At 67.6% G+C, this 17,521-nt stretch carries 12 protein-coding genes and 1 pseudogene; 11 read left to right on the forward strand and 2 right to left on the reverse strand.

What is annotated here, in order from left to right; translation table 11 throughout:
* Positions 1-1,343, forward strand: a pseudogene (locus C0541_RS20255) (hypothetical protein); the annotation flags it as partial.
* Positions 1,344-1,412: 69 nt separating this feature from the next.
* On the opposite strand, the gene C0541_RS20260 reads toward C0541_RS20255, so the two are convergent.
* Positions 1,413-2,486: a LacI family DNA-binding transcriptional regulator gene (locus tag C0541_RS20260; RefSeq protein ID WP_161960193.1), complete on the reverse strand. Its 1,074-nt coding sequence runs from the start codon at positions 2,484-2,486 to the stop codon at positions 1,413-1,415.
* Between the two features lie 161 nt (positions 2,487-2,647).
* On the opposite strand from C0541_RS20260, the gene C0541_RS20265 reads away from it, so the two are divergent.
* The 6 genes from C0541_RS20265 to C0541_RS20290 all read left to right on the forward strand — a co-directional run bounded on the left by C0541_RS20265 (position 2,648) and on the right by C0541_RS20290 (position 12,820).
* Entirely contained in the window at positions 2,648-4,858 is a 2,211-nt protein-coding gene (locus C0541_RS20265) for an alpha-glucuronidase family glycosyl hydrolase (protein ID WP_115051199.1), read from the forward strand.
* Positions 4,855-6,807, forward strand: a complete 1,953-nt coding sequence (locus C0541_RS20270) for a sialate O-acetylesterase (protein ID WP_115051200.1) — start codon at positions 4,855-4,857, stop codon at positions 6,805-6,807. The genes C0541_RS20265 and C0541_RS20270 overlap by 4 nt, the downstream gene beginning before the upstream one ends.
* Before the next feature lie 11 nt (positions 6,808-6,818).
* A complete protein-coding gene (gene manD, locus C0541_RS20275; protein ID WP_115051231.1) occupies positions 6,819-8,078 on the forward strand; it encodes a D-mannonate dehydratase ManD in 1,260 nt (419 codons plus the stop codon).
* Positions 8,079-8,248: 170 nt separating this feature from the next.
* Positions 8,249-8,410 (forward strand): hypothetical protein, encoded by a 162-nt coding sequence (locus tag C0541_RS20945; RefSeq protein WP_161960194.1) that lies wholly within the window; start codon positions 8,249-8,251, stop codon positions 8,408-8,410.
* Positions 8,411-8,607: 197 nt separating this feature from the next.
* A complete protein-coding gene (locus tag C0541_RS20285) occupies positions 8,608-11,247 on the forward strand; it encodes a glycoside hydrolase family 3 protein (RefSeq protein ID WP_193725983.1) in 2,640 nt (879 codons plus the stop codon).
* A 109-nt stretch (positions 11,248-11,356) separates the two neighbouring features.
* Complete coding sequence (locus C0541_RS20290; RefSeq protein WP_115051203.1) at positions 11,357-12,820, forward strand: mannitol dehydrogenase family protein; 1,464 nt, start codon at positions 11,357-11,359, stop codon at positions 12,818-12,820.
* A gap of 160 nt (positions 12,821-12,980) precedes the next feature.
* Here the strand turns inward: C0541_RS20290 and C0541_RS20295 are convergent, their stop codons facing one another.
* The gene (locus C0541_RS20295; RefSeq protein ID WP_115051204.1) at positions 12,981-13,367 is read right to left on the reverse strand and encodes a bleomycin resistance protein; all 387 of its coding nucleotides are present in this window, start codon (positions 13,365-13,367) and stop codon (positions 12,981-12,983) included.
* 461 nt (positions 13,368-13,828) lie between these two features.
* Between C0541_RS20295 and C0541_RS20300 the strand changes: the two genes are divergently transcribed.
* The 4 genes from C0541_RS20300 (at position 13,829) to C0541_RS20315 (ending at position 17,502) form a co-directional block, all read left to right on the forward strand.
* On the forward strand, positions 13,829-14,128 hold the full coding sequence (locus C0541_RS20300; RefSeq protein ID WP_238601379.1) for a SymE family type I addiction module toxin: 300 nt from the start codon (positions 13,829-13,831) through the stop codon (positions 14,126-14,128).
* Positions 14,129-14,452: 324 nt separating this feature from the next.
* Positions 14,453-14,611 carry a DUF2256 domain-containing protein gene (locus C0541_RS20305; RefSeq protein WP_115051232.1) on the forward strand — a complete coding sequence of 53 codons (159 nt, stop codon included), beginning with the start codon at positions 14,453-14,455 and terminating at the stop codon, positions 14,609-14,611.
* Between the two features lie 225 nt (positions 14,612-14,836).
* Entirely contained in the window at positions 14,837-15,841 is a 1,005-nt protein-coding gene (locus C0541_RS20310; protein WP_115051206.1) for a 2-hydroxyacid dehydrogenase, read from the forward strand.
* Positions 15,842-15,879: 38 nt separating this feature from the next.
* A complete protein-coding gene (locus C0541_RS20315; RefSeq protein ID WP_115051207.1) occupies positions 15,880-17,502 on the forward strand; it encodes an L-lactate permease in 1,623 nt (540 codons plus the stop codon).
* Positions 17,503-17,521 lie beyond the last annotated feature (19 nt).

Genomic DNA, 17,521 nt, shown 5'->3' on the forward strand with positions numbered 1-17,521 from the left:
GCCAAGGCCGATGCCGCATTCGAATTCTTCACCAAGCTCGGCGTGCCGTATTACTGCTTCCACGACGTGGACCTGTCGCCGGATGCCGACGACATCGGTGAGTACGAGCGCAACCTCACCCACATGGTCGGTATCGCCAAGCAGCGCCAGGCCGACACCGGCGTCAAGCTGCTGTGGGGCACCGCCAACCTGTTCTCGCACCCGCGCTACATGAACGGCGCATCGACCAACCCCGACTTCAACGTGGTGGCGCGTGCGGCCNTCAAGCTGCTGTGGGGCACCGCCAACCTGTTCTCGCACCCGCGCTACATGAACGGCGCATCGACCAACCCCGACTTCAACGTGGTGGCGCGTGCGGCCGTGCAGGTCAAGGCCGCGATCGATGCCACCGTCGAGCTGGGCGGCGAGAACTACGTGTTCTGGGGCGGCCGCGAAGGCTATGCCTGCCTGCACAACACCCAGATGAAGCGCGAGCAGGACAACATGGCGCGCTTTCTGACCCTGGCACGCGACTACGGCCGTGCGATCGGCTTCCAAGGCAACTTCCTGATCGAGCCCAAGCCGATGGAGCCGATGAAGCACCAGTACGACTTCGACAGCGCCACGGTGATCGGCTTCCTGCGCCAGCACGGCCTGGACCAGGACTTCAAGCTCNGAGCCGATGAAGCACCAGTACGACTTCGACAGCGCCACGGTGATCGGCTTCCTGCGCCAGCACGGCCTGGACCAGGACTTCAAGCTCAACATCGAAGCCAACCACGCCACGTTGTCGGGCCACAGCTTCGAGCATGACCTGCAGGTTGCCAGCGATGCCGGCCTGCTCGGCAGCATCGATGCCAACCGCGGCAACCCGCAGAACGGCTGGGATACCGACCAGTTCCCGACCGACCTGTACGACACCGTCGGCGCGATGCTGGTGGTGCTGCGCCAGGGCGGGCTGGCACCGGGCGGGCTGAACTTCGANGACCGACCTGTACGACACCGTCGGCGCGATGCTGGTGGTGCTGCGCCAGGGCGGGCTGGCACCGGGCGGGCTGAACTTCGATGCCAAGGTGCGCCGCGAGTCGTCCGACCCGCAGGACCTGTTCCTGGCGCATATCGGCGGCATGGACGCGTTCGCACGCGGGCTGGAAGTGGCCAATGCGCTGCTGACCGCCTCGCCGCTGGAGCAGTGGCGCGCCGAGCGTTACGCCAGCTTCGACAGCGGCGCCGGTGCGGCGTTTGCCAACGGCAGCAGCACGCTGGTGGATCTGGCCCAGTACGCAGCCGGCAACGCGCCCAAGCAGCTCAGCGGCCGCCAGGAAGCCTACGAGAACCTGATCAACCAGTATCTGACGCGTTGATGCCGTGCCGGTGACCGCCTGCACGCGCAGGCGATCACCGGCGGCCTGCGCGCGTTTCTGCGTGCAGCGTCAGGGCTGTTCCGCTGCATCCGGCGCCGCCGGTGCGGCCACCGAATCCCGCTTGACCAGCAGGTGCGCGACCACATGATCGACCATCTTCGCCGTGCGCTCCTTGGCGCGTATCGTCTTCAACAGGATGTCCAGCGCGGCGTCGGCCATGGCGGCGATGGGCTGCTGCACGGTGGTGAGTTCGGGCCAGACCGCAGTGGCGGCGGAGGTGTCGTCGAAGCCGACCACCGACAGATCGCGTGGCACATCCAGCCCGCGCCGATGCGCGACCGAGATTGCAGCGGCGGCCATATCGTCGTTGCTGGCGAAGATGGCGCTGGGGCGACGCTTGCGCGCCAGCAGTTTTTCGGCGGCGACCAGGCCGGATTTGTAGGTGTAGTCGCCCGGTTGCACCAGATGCCGGTCCAGCCGCAGGCCGGCATCGGCCAGCGCCGCCTGGAACCCTTCGAAGCGACGCGTGCTGGCCGACAGGTTGGGGTGTCCGGCGATGTAGCCGATACGCGTGTGGCCCTGCGCGATCAGGTGCTCGGTGATTTCCTTGGCGGCGGCGAATTCGTCGATGCGCACGCAGGCCACATCCGGACTGAAATGGTTGGAGGCGATCGCCACCACCGGCACCTTGGCGCGGACCAGTTCCAGGACCGCGGCCTTGGATTCGCACAGCGGCGGCGGCAGGATCACCCCGGCCACGCCCTTGGCGAGCTTGCGCGCGGCACGGCGTTCAGCATCGGCATCCAGGTCGTCCCAGCAGTCGATCACCAGCTGGATCGGCGTGCGCGAGGCAACCCGCAACACGCCCAGCAGCAGCTCACGCAGGTAGGCGCCGCTGGGGTCGCTGTAGATCAACGCAATGCGCGTACTCTGCGCGGCAGCCAGGGCGCTGGCCGCCAGGTTGGGCGTGTAGCCCAGCTTGTCGACCGCGCGCAGCACGCGTGCGCGGGTAGCATCGCGCACGCTGCCGTTGTTGTTGACCACGCGCGAGACCGTCATCGGCGAGACCTTCGCCAGCGCCGCCACCTCGTCGATGGTGGTCGCGCGGCTGGTGCGGCGGACCGATTTCCTGACCTTCTCCAAGCGTGGCCTCTTCAAGTGGGTGGCGAACCTGCACGATGCACACAACCCGCTGCGATAACGCAAGCGCCCGCTGCGTGCACGACGATGCGACGCATGGTACCGGGAAGCAGGCAGAGCGGCGATACGCCGCCGTGTACGTGGATGTCGATGGAGCACGCTGCATGAGCGCGCGTGCAACGGAGCGTTGCATGGCGTATTGCGGTGGGTTGGCACGTCCATGGTTGCTGGCGGTGCTGCTGCTATCCGGCTTGGTGCTGGCCAGTGCCAATGCGCGCGCCGAAGACGGCTACGACTTATGGTTGCGCTACCACCCGCTGGCCAACGCGGCGCAAGTACGCGGCAATGCGAGCGAATTGATCGTCGCCGGCGACTCGCCCACGTTGCAGGCCGCACGCGACGAATTGCAGCGCGGGCTGTCGGGCCTGCTTGGTGCTGCGCTGCCGTCGTCCGCCAATGTCACGCGCGATGGTGCGGTCGTGCTGGGTGCAGCCACCGCGCCACAGATCGCGGCATTGCACCTGCAGACCACCGGCCTGGGCCGCGACGGCTATCTGATCCGCAGTGTCCGCGTGGACGGGCATCGCGCCACCGCCATCGTCGGCGGCAGTGATGTCGGTGCGCTGTATGGGGCATTCCACCTGCTGCGCCTGCTGCAGACCGGTCAATCGCTGGCCGCGCTGGACCTGCGCGAGTCGCCGCGGCTGCAGCTGCGCCTGCTCAATCACTGGGACAACCTGGACGGGGTGGTCGAGCGCGGCTATGCCGGTGCGTCCCTGTGGAACTGGCAGACCCTGCCCGGGTATCTGGATCCGCGCTACACCGACTATGCGCGCGCCAATGCATCGCTGGGCATCAACGGCAGCGTGCTCAACAACGTCAATGCCAAGGCCTGGAGCCTGACGCCGCAGTACCTGGACAAGGCGGCGGCACTGGCCAGCGTGTTTCGTCCCTATGGCATCCGGGTGTTTCTCAGCGCGCGCTTCAGCGCGCCGATCGAGATCGGTGGCCTGACGACCGCCGACCCGCGGGATCCGCAGGTACAGCGGTGGTGGCGCGACACCGCCGACGCCATCTACGCGCGCATTCCGGATTTTGGCGGTTTCCTGGTCAAGGCCAATTCCGAGGGCCAGCCCGGCCCGCAGGACTACGGGCGCAGCCATGCCGATGGCGCCAATCTGCTGGCCGATGCGCTGGCACCGCATGGCGGGGTGGTGATGTGGCGCGCGTTCGTCTATTCGCATGAGCAGCCGGACGATCGCGCCAAGCAGGCGTATAGCGAGTTCCTGCCGCTGGATGGCCGGTTCCGCGACAACGTGATCGTGCAGGTCAAAAATGGTGCCATCGACTTCCAGCCGCGCGAGCCATTCCATCCACTGTTCGGCGCGATGCGCAAGACGCCGTTGATGCCGGAATTCCAGATCACCAAGGAGTATCTGGGCTTTTCCACCCACCTGGCCTACCTGGGCACGCTGTTTGCCGAAACCCTGCAGGCCGACACCTACGCGCGCGGCAAGGGCTCGACAGTGGCCAGCAGCGTGGATGGCAGTTTGTTCAAGGATGCCGGCCGCACGCGGCTGACCGGTATCGCCGGGGTGGCCAACATCGGGGCGGACCGTAACTGGAGCGGCTCGGTCTTCGACCAGGCCAACTGGTACGCCTACGGGCGGCTGGCGTGGAATCCGCAGGCGTCGCCGCAGGCCATCGCGCAGGAGTGGGTGCGCATGAGCTTCTCCAACGATGCCGACGTGGTGACGCCGGTGGTCGACATGCTGCTGCGCTCGCGCGAGGCGGTGGTGGACTACATGACCCCGCTCGGCCTGCATCACCTGATGGGGCGCGGCCATCACTACGGCCCGGCACCCTGGGATGCAGGCAGCGAGCGCCCGGACTGGGACCCGGTCTACTACCACCGCGCCGACCGCAACGGCATCGGCTTCGATCGCAGTGCCGGCGGCAGCAATGCGGTGGCGCAATACGCCAGGCCGGTGGCGCGCGTGTTCGGCGATGTGCAGCGCGTGCCGGAGCGTTACCTGCTGTGGTTCCACCATGTGCCCTGGGAGCACCGCATGGCCTCCGGACGGCCGCTGTGGGACGAGCTGGTATGGCATTACGACCACGGCGTGGACGAGGTGCGTGCGATGCGCGCGACCTGGCAGGGCCTGGCCGGCAGAATCGATGCACCGCGTTACCGGCAGGTGGCCAGTTTCCTGGCGATCCAGCAGGACGAAGCGCAATGGTGGCGCGATGCCAGCATCGCCTACTTCCAGAGCGTGTCCGGGCGGCCGTTGCCTGCCGGCACGGCGCCGCCGGCGCATCCGCTGGCGTATTACCAGGCATTGAAGTTTCCGTATGCGCCGGGAAATCCGAAATGAGCGTGCGTACGCTGCTGGCCGTCATGGCAGCGCTGCTGCCGCCCCTGGCGCACGCGGCCGATGCGCCGCTGCTGCATGCGCTGTTTCAGGAGCATGTGGTGCTGCAGCGCGATGCGCCGATCCGGGTGTGGGGCGATGCGGCCCCGGGCGCGCGCGTGCGCGTGCAACTGGATACGCAGCAGGTGCAGGCACGCGCAGACCGGCAGGGCCGTTGGGAAGCGCGCCTGCCTGCGCACGCCGCCGGCGGCCCGTACACCTTGAGCGCACGCACCGGCACGGGCGTGACGCAGCAGGTCAACGACGTGCTGATCGGCGATGTGTGGCTGTGCTCGGGCCAATCGAATATGGAATTGCCGGTGCATCGCACGCTGGATTCACGCAGCGAGATCGCCGATGCCGACAACCCGCGCATCCGCATGTTCAAGGTGCCGGCGCAGTCCAGCCCGACGCCGCAGCGCGGCTTCGGTGGCGCTGCCGCGTGGCAGCGCACCACGCCGGAGACGGTGAAGGAGTTTTCTGCCGCCTGCTATTACTTCGCACGTGAGTTGCAGAAGACCGTCGATGTGCCGATGGGCCTGATCAACGCCTCCTGGGGCGGCTCGCAACTGCAGGCCTGGATCGGCGAGACAGCCTTGCGTGCCGCCGGCGACGATGGCCCGGCACTGGATGTGCTGGCGCGGTACGCCGTCGACCCGGTGGACGCGGCGCCGCGTTGGGCCGCGCTCTGGGAAGCCTGGTGGCAGGCGCACGGCCAAGGCGAGCCCTGGCAGGCGGATGCGCCCGGCGCCTGGCAAACCGCACCGGCGGCATTGGGCGCGTGGGACGACTGGGGCGTGCCGCAGCTGGTCGGCTTCAACGGCATGGTCTGGTACCGCACCAGCGTGGAGCTGACGCAGGCGCAGGCCGCGCAGGACGCCAGCCTGCTGCTCGGCCCGGTGGACGAGCTGGACCAGACCTGGGTCAACGGGCGCGGCGTGGGCAGCAGCTACGGCGCCGATCAGCCGCGCCGCTACCGCTTGCCGCGCGGGCGCCTGCACGCCGGGCGCAACAGCATCGTGCTCAATGTGCTCAACACCTATCGGCGTGGCGGGCTGCTGGGCGATGCGCCATCGCGTGCGCTGCAGTTCGCCGATGGCAGCACGCTGCCGCTGGATGCACCCTGGCAGTACCGCATCGTGCCGCCGCAACTGGGCTCGCCACCGCGCGCGCCATGGTCGTCGGCGGCCGGGCTGACCACCTTGTACAACGGCATGATCGCCCCGCTCGGCCAGCTCGGCCTGCGTGGCGTGCTGTGGTACCAGGGCGAATCCAACGCCGGCGATGCGATGCATTACCCTGCGCTGCTGCAGGCGTGGCAGCGCGACTGGCGGCAGCGCTTCGGTGCGCAGTTGCCGCTGCTGATCGTGCAACTGGCCAACTATGGCGCGCCGCCCACGCAACCGGTGGAAAGCGGCTGGGCGCAGCTACGCGAGGCGCAGCGCCGCTTCGTCGCCGACGATGCGCATGCCGGCCTGGCGGTGGCCATCGACATCGGCGACCGCTACGACATCCATCCGGCCAACAAGCAGGAACTTGGGCGACGCCTGGCACGCGCGGCGCGGCATGTGGTGTATGGCGAGGCGATGGCGCCCTCCGGCCCGGTGCCGCGTAGCGCGCAACGCGAGGGCGATGCCATCCGCGTCGCCTTCGACGATGTGGATGCGGCATTGCGGAGCTATGGCAACGACGCACCGATCGGCTTTGAAGTCTGCGCTGCGGCAGCCGACAGTTGCCGCTACACCAGCGCCACGCTGCAGGGGCGCGCTGTCAGCCTGCGCCTTCCTTCGGGCATCGCCGCCACGCGCGTGCGCTACTGCTGGGCCGACAGCCCGGTGTGCACCCTCTACGACCGCAGCGGCCTGCCGGCCGGCCCGTTCGAACTTCCTGTCACCGCCCACCTTTCCCCATGAGGCAGACCCCGATGTCACAGACCCCCGATTCCCCCGCCCCGCTGCAAGGCTCGGCCCGCGATCGCGAGATCGTCGAGGCGCGCGTCATCGTCACCTGCCCCGGGCGCAACTTCGTCACCTTGAAGATCCGCACCCGCTCGGGCATCACCGGGCTGGGCGATGCCACGCTCAACGGCCGTGAGCTGGCCGTGGCGGCGTACCTGCAGGAACACCTGGTGCCGAACCTGATCGGCCGCGACGCCGGCCGCATCGAGGACATCTGGCAGTTCTTCTATCGCGGCGCGTACTGGCGCCGCGGCCCGGTGACGATGAGCGCCATCGCCGCGGTGGACGTGGCGCTGTGGGATATCCTGGGCAAGATGGCCGGCCTGCCGTTGTATCAGCTGCTGGGCGGGCGCTCGCGCGAGGGCGCGCTGGTGTACGGCCATGCCAATGGCCGCGACATCGCCGAAACCAGCGATGAGGTGGGCCGTTTTCGCGAGCGGGGTTTCATCGCCATCCGCGCGCAGTGCGGCGTGCCCGGCATCAAGAAGACCTATGGCATTTCCAGCGGCGGCAAGCCGTACGAGCCGGCCGAAAGCGAACTGCCGACCGAAACGGTGTGGTCCACGCCGCGCTATCTCGGCGTGGTGCCCAAGCTGTTCGAGCAGCTGCGCAGCGACCACGGCGACGAGATCGAACTGCTGCACGACGCGCATCACCGGCTCACCCCGATCGAGGCCGCGCGCCTGGGCCGCGACCTGGAACCATACCGGCTGTTCTGGCTGGAAGACGCCACGCCGGCAGAAAACCAGCGTGCGTTCGAAGTGATCCGCCAGCACACGGTGACGCCGCTGGCGGTAGGCGAGGTGTTCAATTCGCTCTGGGATTGCAAGCACCTGATCGAGCAGCAGTTGATCGACTACATCCGCACCACCATCGTCCATGCCGGCGGCATCACCCACGTGCGCCGGCTGGCCGATTTCGCCGCCCTGCACCAGGTGCGCACCGGCTTCCACGGTGCCACCGACCTGTCGCCGGTGTGCATGGGCGCGGCCCTGCACTTCGACACCTGGGTGCCCAACTTCGGCATCCAGGAATACATGTTCCACTCCGACGAGGCCAACGCGGTGTTCCCGCACGATTACGTGTTCCGCGACGGCCGCCTGCATTGCGGCGAAACACCCGGGCATGGCGTGGACATCGATGAGGCCCTGGCCGCCAAGTACCCGTACGTGCCCAAGCAGTTGCCGGTGGCGCGGCTGGAAGACGGCGCGATGTGGGACTGGTGATGCGGGCCGTCATGGGCGCCCATGCAACGCGCGCAGATGCAGCAGATGCAGGCGCTGTGCAGCGGCCAGACGAGCCTGGCCGCTGTGCGCAACCCGCATCTGCAAGGCCGGCACTGCGGCTTCTGCGTGCCGCCTGCGCTCCCCTGGTGCCGGCGCACGAGGCCTGGTTGGTGGCTGTCATCGCCATCGCCGCGCCCGCCACGGCACGAGCGCAGGCCGCTGTCGCCTTCGACTGGTTCGCCTCTCGCGGCAACGAGGCGGTGTTGGCCATGCTGTTGCCGGCCATGACCGCAACCCGGTGCTGGCCGGGTACCACCCGGATCCCGGCGTGACGCGCGTGGCCGATCGCGATGGCCTGGCAATCGCCACACCGCAACGACGCTGCAGGCATGCTCCGCACCACACCGGCCGGCGCCTTCGTCGGCAGCATGATCGGGCCGTTTGCCCAGCTGGAACCGCACCGCACCCAGGAGGACTGACCATGCATTCGCACCCCGCCCACCTCGCCGCCGCCCCACGTCGCCCACTTATGCGCGGCTTACTGCTGGCGATGGCGCTTGCCGCCACCGGCACCCAGGCCGCAACGCCGCCGCCATACCTGGACACCCAGCGCCCGTTCGACGCGCGCGCGGCCGACCTGGTGGCGCGCATGACGCTGGAGGAAAAGGCCGCGCAGATGCAGAACGCCGCCCCGGCGATCCCGCGCCTGCAGGTGCCCGCATACGATTGGTGGAACGAGGCGCTGCACGGCGTGGCGCGTGCCGGCGGCGCCACCGTGTTTCCGCAGGCGATCGGCCTGGCGGCCACCTTCGACACCCCGCTGATGGCCGAGGTGGCCACCGCCATCGGCGACGAAGCGCGCGCCAAGCACCACGCGTTCCTGGCGCGCGGCGAGCACAAGCGCTACCAGGGGCTCACCTTCTGGTCGCCCAACATCAACATCTTCCGCGACCCGCGCTGGGGCCGCGGGCAGGAAACCTACGGCGAAGACCCGTTCCTCACCGCGCGCATGGGCGTGACCTTCGTGCAGGGCCTGCAGGCGCAGCAGGGCCCGTACCGCAAGCTCGATGCCACCGCCAAGCACTTCGCGGTGCACAGCGGCCCGGAGGCCGACCGCCATCACTTCGATGTGCATCCCAGCGAACGCGATCTGTATGAGACCTACCTGCCCGCCTTCCAGGCCCTGGTGCAGGAAGGCAAGGTCGCCGCGGTGATGGGCGCCTACAACCGCGTCAACGGCGAGTCCGCCTCGGCCAGCACGCGGCTGGAAGGCATCCTGCGCCGCGACTGGGGCTTCGACGGCTATATCGTCAGCGACTGCGCCGCGATCCGCGATATCTGGCAGAACCACAAGATCGTGCCCACGCCCGAGGCCGCCGCCGCACTCGGCGTCAGGCACGGCACCGACCTGGATTGCGGCGACACCTACGCCGCGTTGCCCAAGGCGGTGCGTGCCGGCTTGATCGACGAAGCCAGCATCGATACCGCGCTCAAGCGCCTGATGACCACGCGCATGCGGCTGGGCATGTTCGACCCGCCGGCCAAGGTGCCGTGGGCGCAGATTCCGCCCTCGGCCAATCAATCGCCGCAGCACGATGCACTGGCGCGCCGCACCGCGCGCGAATCGCTGGTGTTGCTGAAGAACGAGGGCCTGCTGCCGCTCGAACCCACGCTCAAGCGCATCGCCGTGATTGGGCCCACCGCCGACGACCCGATGTCGCTGCTGGGCAACTACTACGGCACGCCTGCTGCGCCGGTCACCATCCTGCAGGGCATTCGCGATGCCGCACCGCAGGCGCAGGTGGTCTACGCGCGCGGCAGCGACCTGGTGGAGGGGCGCGAAGACCCCAACGCCGCCGCACCGATCGACACGCGCTACCTGCGCCCGTCGCCGGATGCCAAACAGAACGGCCTCACCGGCGAGTACTTCCGTGGACGTGCGTTGGCCGGCCAGCCGGTGCTGACCCGCATCGACCCGCGCATCGCCTTCCGCTGGGACCGCAACGCACCCACCGATGATGCAGTGGGCCGCGGTGAACTGCAGGCAGACCGTGCGCTGGCCAAGGACGACTTCAGCGTGCGCTGGCATGGCCAGCTGCTGCCGCCGGTGTCGGGCAGCTACGAGCTGCAGATTGCCGCCGACGATGGCGTGCGCCTGTCTCTGGACGGCAAGCTGCTGATCGATCAATGGAGCGATGCGCCGCGCATGCGCGGTGGCAATGCCAGCGTCGCACTGGAAGGCGGCAAGGCCTACGACCTGCGTGTGGAGTATTACGAGGCCACCCGCGATGCCGGCGTGCGCCTGGCCTGGCGCATGCCCGGCGCCAAGCCGCCGCTGCAGGAGGCGGTGGACGCCGCACGCAATGCCGAGGTGGTGGTGTTCGTCGGCGGCCTCACCGGCGATGTCGAAGGCGAGGAAATGGACGTCACCTATCCCGGCTTTGCCGGGGGCGATCGCACCGACACCCGCCTGCCCAAACCGCAGCGCGAGTTGCTGCAGGCGCTGCAGGCCACCGGCACGCCGGTGGTGGCGGTGCTGACCACCGGCTCGGCACTGGCCATCGACTGGGCGCAACAGCATGTGCCCGCCATCCTGCTGGCCTGGTACCCCGGCCAGCGCGGCGGCAGCGCGGTGGGCGATGTGCTGTTCGGCCAGGCCAGCCCCGGCGGTCGTCTGCCGATCACCTTCTACAAGGAAGACGAACGCCTGCCCGCCTTCGACGACTACGCCATGCGCGGGCGCACCTATCGCTACTTCGCCGGCAAGCCGCTGTATCCGTTCGGCCATGGGCTGTCGTACACGCAATTTGCGTATTCGGATCTACGCCTTGATCGCACCACGGTTGCAGCCGATGGCACGCTCACGGCCACGGTCACGTTGAAGAACACCGGACCACGCGCAGGCGATGAAGTGGTGCAGCTGTATCTGCATCCGCTCAAGCCGCAACGCGAACGCGCCGGCAAGGAGCTGCGCGGCTTTCAACGCATCACCCTGCAGCCAGGCGAACAACGCCAGCTGCGCTTCACGCTCAAGGCGCAGGACGCGCTGCGCATCTACGACGACCAGCGCAAGGCCTACGCAGTGGATCCAGGCGCCTACGAGGTGCAGATCGGCGCCTCCAGCGCAGACATCCGCAGCAGGCAACGCTTTACCGTGACAGACAAGTAATCTCGCCCCAGACCATGGACCAAAAGCCCCTCTCCCCTCGGGAGAGGGGTTGGGGTGAGGGTACGGTCATCACGCGAACGTGGAGCACCCCACTATTTCAAACAAGACCATGCCAATCCCACAACTCTCCCTAACCACCCTTCCCCACCTACCCAAAACAACCCTGAAACCCGGCTACGATCCAGCAACAATCACCATCGGCATCGTCCATCTAGGCGCAGGCGCCTTCCACCGCGCCCACCAGGCCGTCTACATCGATGACCTGCTCGCGCAGGACCCCAGCTGGGCCATCTGCGCCGTCTCCCTGCACAGCCCGGGCGTGCGCGACGCGCTGCGCCCACAGGACGGCCTGTACACCCTCGCCCTGCTCGACGAGCACCCGCAACTGCGCATCATCGGCGCCCTCCGCGAGGTGCTGTGCGCCGCCGACGAACAAGCCGCCGTGCTCGCGCGCCTGGCCGATCCCGCCGTGCGGCTGGTCACCCTCACCATCACCGAAAAAGGCTACTGCCTGGCCGGCGACACGCTCGATCTTGCGCACCCCGACATCGCGCACGACATCGCCCACCCCGGCACACCGCGCAGCGCCATCGGCTATCTCGTCGCCGGCCTGCACCAGCGCAGGCAGCAAGGTATTGCGCCGTTCACCGTGCTCAGCTGCGACAACCTGCCCGACAACGGCAGCCTGCTGCGCCGCGCGGTGTTGCGGCTCGCCCAGCAACACGATCCAGCGCTTGCGGCGTGGATCGACCAGCACGCCACCTTCCCCCGCTCGATGGTCGACAGCATCACCCCCGCCACCGACGACGCGCTGCGCGCAAACGTGCACGCGCAGACCGGCCTGCACGACGCCTGGCCGATCCAGCGCGAGCGCTACAGCCAGTGGGTGATCGAAGACCACTTCTGCAACGGCCGCCCCGCCTTCGAGCGTGCCGGCGTGATCCTCAGCGACGACATCGCCGGCTATGCACGTGCCAAGCTGCGCCTGCTCAACGGCCCGCACTCCGCACTCGCCTATCTCGGCAGCCTGCTCGAATTGGAAACCGTCGCCGATGCCATGCGCCACCGGCCACTGGCCGCCTTCGTCGAAGCCCTGATGCGCGAAGACATCGCCCCCACCCTGCACCCGATGCAAGGCTTCGATGCGCAGCACTACATCGACGCCATCCTGGCCCGCTTCGGCAACCCCGCCATCCGCCACCTGCTCGCCCAGATCGCCTGGGACGGCTCGCAGAAGATCCCGGTACGCCTGCTCGCCGTCATCGGCGATGCGCTGGCTGCCGGGCGGCGGATCGACCGGCTCTGCATTCCACTAGCGGCCTGGTTGCAGTTCGTGCGCAGGCAGGCTGGTCATGGAGCGTCCCTGGTCGATCCGCTGAGCGAAGAGCTAAGCGACATCGGCCGCTCGGCCACCGGCGATGCTGCCCATGACATCGCGGCATTCCTCACCGTAGATGCGGTGTTCGCGCCGCTTTCCGGCGATGCGCGTTTCGTGCAGGCGCTGCACGCTGCCTACGCTGCGCTAGGCGAAGCAATGCCAGCAGAGATACAGCGGGCCATTGACTTGGGGTGATGCGTCGCCCTGCATCGCCCGATGACATCGCATGCAAAGGTCCGATGTCTGCAGGGGGCGATTGGCGGGCAGCAATGCGCAGAACACCGCCCATCGAGCTACCCGATCCACGGCCTGTTGCGGATAGGCAGGCACGCAGATGCAGCGGGCGATTGAATGCCTACTTGCCGATCACCTGCCCAATCCTGAGCAGGTTGCCGCTCTCGTCGACAAGCGCAAATTCCCGCATTCCCCAGGGCTTGTCGCCGACAGGATCGAGCCTGGGGATGCCGTGCAGCGGAAGCTTCGCCGCATGCATGGCGGCGTAGACCGCATCGACATCGCCAACCCGGATGTAGCACCCCGCATAGCAGGCAGCAGGATCCAGGTCCGGGTGCGCGAAGAAATGCAGCTCCACCTCGCCACGCGTCAGGATCGCGTAGCCTGCATCGTGCGGATGCGCATCGCCAACGAAGCCCAGCCGCCGATAGAAGGCGACGGTGCGCTCGATGGAGCGAGCCGGTAGCAGCGGAATCGTACGGTCTGGCGCCTGGGCACTGGAAGTCATCGCTTTCTCGTGGTGGGAGAACGAAGTCGCCGTCGGGCGCAACGATACGCCATATCCGACAGATCGGTTGAGCGCCGTGCCGTCCTGTCTTGACTCGCTCCAATGGCGAGTCGCAAGATCTCCTTGCTGCGGCATATTCCGCAGCCGGATTTGACAGTCCGAAAACACAAGGCGCACCAGCGCCCATTGCACGATGTCGGCGCTTTTTCTTTGCCCGATGTCATGTATGGGGCGTGCTCGCTCTATGGCGGGCGGTGTGCGGAGACCGAAAGGTCTGCCGGTACCTTGTGGCCGGTCTGTCAACCGCACACCGTCCGCCACCTTGATTGACAGCGATGTGGCGGGCCTCTCTATCGCACAAGGAGTTCGCTATGACCCGTCCCCACGTAAGCGCACCTGCACGCCCTGCATCGCCATCCAAGCGCCCTGTTGTCGCACGTACCGGATCAAGGCAGCGCTCGGTGTCCGTCGTGACCGACATGGAGTCGGCGGCAGATCCATCGCCAGCGCCCACCCCACCGTTGCGCAAGCCCGGCTTCCGTATTCCCGAGCGGGTCACCATGAGCTGCCAGCACTACGATGTGCGGCGGGCAGAAGATGTGGTCGGCTGCGCGGTGCCCAAGCTGCGGCTGTCCGGACGTTGGCTGGAGCACTGCGGTTTCGCGGTTGGCGATGCGCTGCAGGTCACGGTGGGACGCGGCGTGCTGTTGATCAGCCGCGTGGCACCTGCGCTGCCTGCGGTGAAATCACGCCGAAGGTGACGCGCGCGGGTCGAGCGCCGTCATGCGGCGCTTGCGGAACCTGCTCCCTGCATAGGAGCAGGTGCGCTTACTGCCCTGGTCCCGATTGGAGCAGGAAGCCTGCCCGATCCTGCTTGCGTTGGAGACAGAAGGCTGCCTGGGCCATCTGCACGCCAGAGCAACGTGTCTGTTCCGAGGCGGGGCAGCGAAGCAACGCCGCGTCGCGCGTGGGTCGCCAGCGGCACAAAGCGTGTTGCCTGCACCGGCATCTGCAGGGCACCGCGCGACATGACATGCTTGGCCTCATCCACGTCCCACCCCCCTCCGGTTAGGCTTACGCGCCGCATGGCCATGCGCAAGAAACACGAGTTGCCTGAGAAACCCTGCATGCACTGCGGGCGGCCGTTTCGTTGGCGCAAGAAATGGGAGCGCGTGTGGGACCAGGTGAAGTACTGCTCCGACCGCTGCCGTGGCGAAAGCAAGCGGATGCGTCCGGCTCCGTGACCGGCGCGCGGTGCGCGTTGCCGAGCAAAATCGGCCCGCGCCCAACGCCTCCCCGTCGCACACAGGTCCGTTCGCGTCGTGTTGGTGCACGACATGCAGAAGTGGCCCCTGCTCCGGCGTGATGTCCGCATCGCCACTGCTGACCGTCTGCGACAAGCTGCCGCACGCGTTGGAAGGCGCTGGCTGGGTGCGCTACCGTAGTGGCGCATCCATGGAGGTTCCTGCATGAAAATGGCTGTCTTCAGCACGCGCCCTTACGACAAGCGCTTTCTCGATGAAGCGAAACTCCACCTGGACATGGATTCTTCCGTCGAGTTCGTTTACTTCGAGGCATCGCTGGATCTGCAGACAACCGCGTTGGCGCAGGGGTGCGAAGCGGTGTGCGTGTTCGTCAACGATCAGCTCGATGCGGCTGTGTTGCAGGCACTCCATGCCAGCGGTGTGCGCGCGGTGCTGCTGCGCTGTGCTGGTTTCAACAATGTGGACCTTGCCGCGGCCACGGCGCTTGGCCTGTTCGTGGCACGCGTGCCGGCCTACTCGCCCGAAGCGGTGGCCGAGCACACCCTGGCACTGGTGATGACGCTCAACCGGCAGACGCACCGCGCCTACAACCGCGTGCGCGAAGGCAACTTCATGCTCAATGGCCTGCTCGGCCGCACCTTGCACGGCAAGACGGTGGGTTTGATCGGGCTGGGCAAGATCGGGCTGGCGACTGCGCGTATTTTCCAGGGGATGGGCTGCGACGTGCTGGGCTTCGACCCGTCTCCCACACCCGGCTTCGCCGCGATCGGGCAGCGGGTGGAACTGGAGGCGCTGTTCGCGCGCTCGGACATCGTCTCGCTGCACTGCCCGCTGACACCGGCCACGCAGCACCTGATCGATGACGCCGCGCTGGCGTCGATGAAGCCGGGGGCGATGCTGGTCAACACCTCGCGCGGTGGACTGGTGGATACCGATGCGGTGGTCCGTGCGCTCAAGTCCCGCCAGCTCGGCCATCTGGCCATCGATGTCTACGAGCAGGAAAGCGCCTTGTTCTTTCAGGACCGCTCGGGCGAGATCATCGACGACGAGGTGTTTCAGCGCCTGATGACCTTCCCCAATGTCCTGGTGACCGGGCACCAGGGCTTCTTCACCGCCGAGGCGCTGCAGGAAATCTCGGAGATCACCCTGCAGAACCTTGCCCATTTTGCGGCAGGCACCGCCTGCCCGAATCTCATCCCGATTGCCTGACCCCACGCTCCCGGCTCATCACTCGCGCAGGTCCGACCATGTGGCAACAACTGTACGACCCGCTCGGTAACGCCAATCTCTCGGCCTTGCTCGCCGCGCTGCCGGTGCTGTTCTTCCTGCTGGCGCTGACGCTGCTGCGGCTCAAGGGGCTGACTGCCGCGTCGCTGGCAGTGCTGGTCTCGGTGGCGGTGTCGTCGCTGGTGTTCGGCATGCCGATGGCCAGCATCGTGGGCGCCGCGCTGTTGGGCATTGCCAACGGCCTCTTCCCGATCGGTTTTATCGTGCTGATGGCGGTGTGGCTGTACAAGCTGGCGATCCGCAGCGGCAAGTTCGAGGTGATCCGCGGCAGCATTGCCACGGTGTCCGAAGACCAGCGCATCCAGGTGCTGCTGATCGCGTTCTGCTTCGGCGGATTTCTGGAAGGAGCAGCCGGGTTTGGCGTGCCGATCGCCATCTGCGCGGCGCTGCTGGTGGAACTGGGCTTCCGTCCGCTCAAGGCGGCAATGCTGTGCCTGCTGGCCAACGGCGCAGCGGGCGCCTACGGGGCGATCGGCATCCCGGTGCTGGTGGGCGCGCAGCAGGGCGGCGTGCGCCTGGACGAGATGTCGCTGATGCTGATCGCGCTGGTACAGGTGTGCGCACTGTTGGTGCCGGCGGGGCTGGTGGCGATGCTCGATGGCTGGCGCGGCGTGCGCGAAACCTGGCCGGTGCTGCTGTTTGTCAGCGTGGTGTTCAGCGGCGTGCAGACGTTGACGTTGTACCTGCTGGGTCCGGAACTGGTGGATATTCTCGGCCCGCTGGCCGGCATGGGCGGGTTGGCAATCTTCATGCAGGTCTGGCGGCCCAGGCGCATCTACCGCGAAGCACAGGCGCCGCCAAGCTCCACCCAGCGCTGGACACTCGCCCAGGTGCTGCGGGCGTGGTCGCCGTTCTACATCCTCACCGGCGCGATCCTGCTATGGAGCCTGCCTGCGTTCAAGGCGCTGTTTACCGCAGACGGCGCGCTCGCCGCCACGGTAATGCATCTGCCCATCGGCCTGCTCGATCAGCGCGTGCAGGAAGTGCCGCCACTGGTGGCCAGCGTGCGCACGCTGCCTGCGGTGTGGCATGTCGGTTGGCTCAACGCGTCCGGCACGGCGATCCTGATCGCCGCGGTACTCACGGTGCTGCTGTCGCCGCGCCTGACCCTGCGCTCGGCAACCGGCGAGTTGGCCCAATCGGCGAGGGAAATGTGGAGACCGCTGGCTACCGTGTCGCTGGTGATGGCGGTGGCCTATGTCACCAACTATTCCGGCGCGTCGTCGAGCATCGGTCTGGCGCTGGCGCAGGCCGGTGGCGTGTTCCCGCTACTGTCGCCGGTGATCGGCTGGATGGGGGTGTTCATCACCGGCTCTGTGGTCAACAGCAATACGCTGTTTGCGCATCTGCAGGCGGTGACGGGGGCGCAGATCGGCGTGTCCGCGCCGTTGCTGGTGGCGGCCAATACTGCGGGTGGCGTGATGGCAAAGCTGGTCTCGCCGCAGTCGATCGCCATCGCCGCCGCTGCGGTCAAGCTGGTGGGTCAGGAGTCGGCGATCATGCGCACCACCCTGGCCGCCAGCCTGGGATTGCTGGCGTATGTCTGCCTTTGCACGTGGCTGCTGTCGATGCTGCTGCACTGATGCCGGTGGCGACGCGCCG

Source organism: Xanthomonas arboricola (genome assembly GCF_003353015.1).
GTDB lineage: Bacteria > Pseudomonadota > Gammaproteobacteria > Xanthomonadales > Xanthomonadaceae > Xanthomonas > Xanthomonas arboricola_E.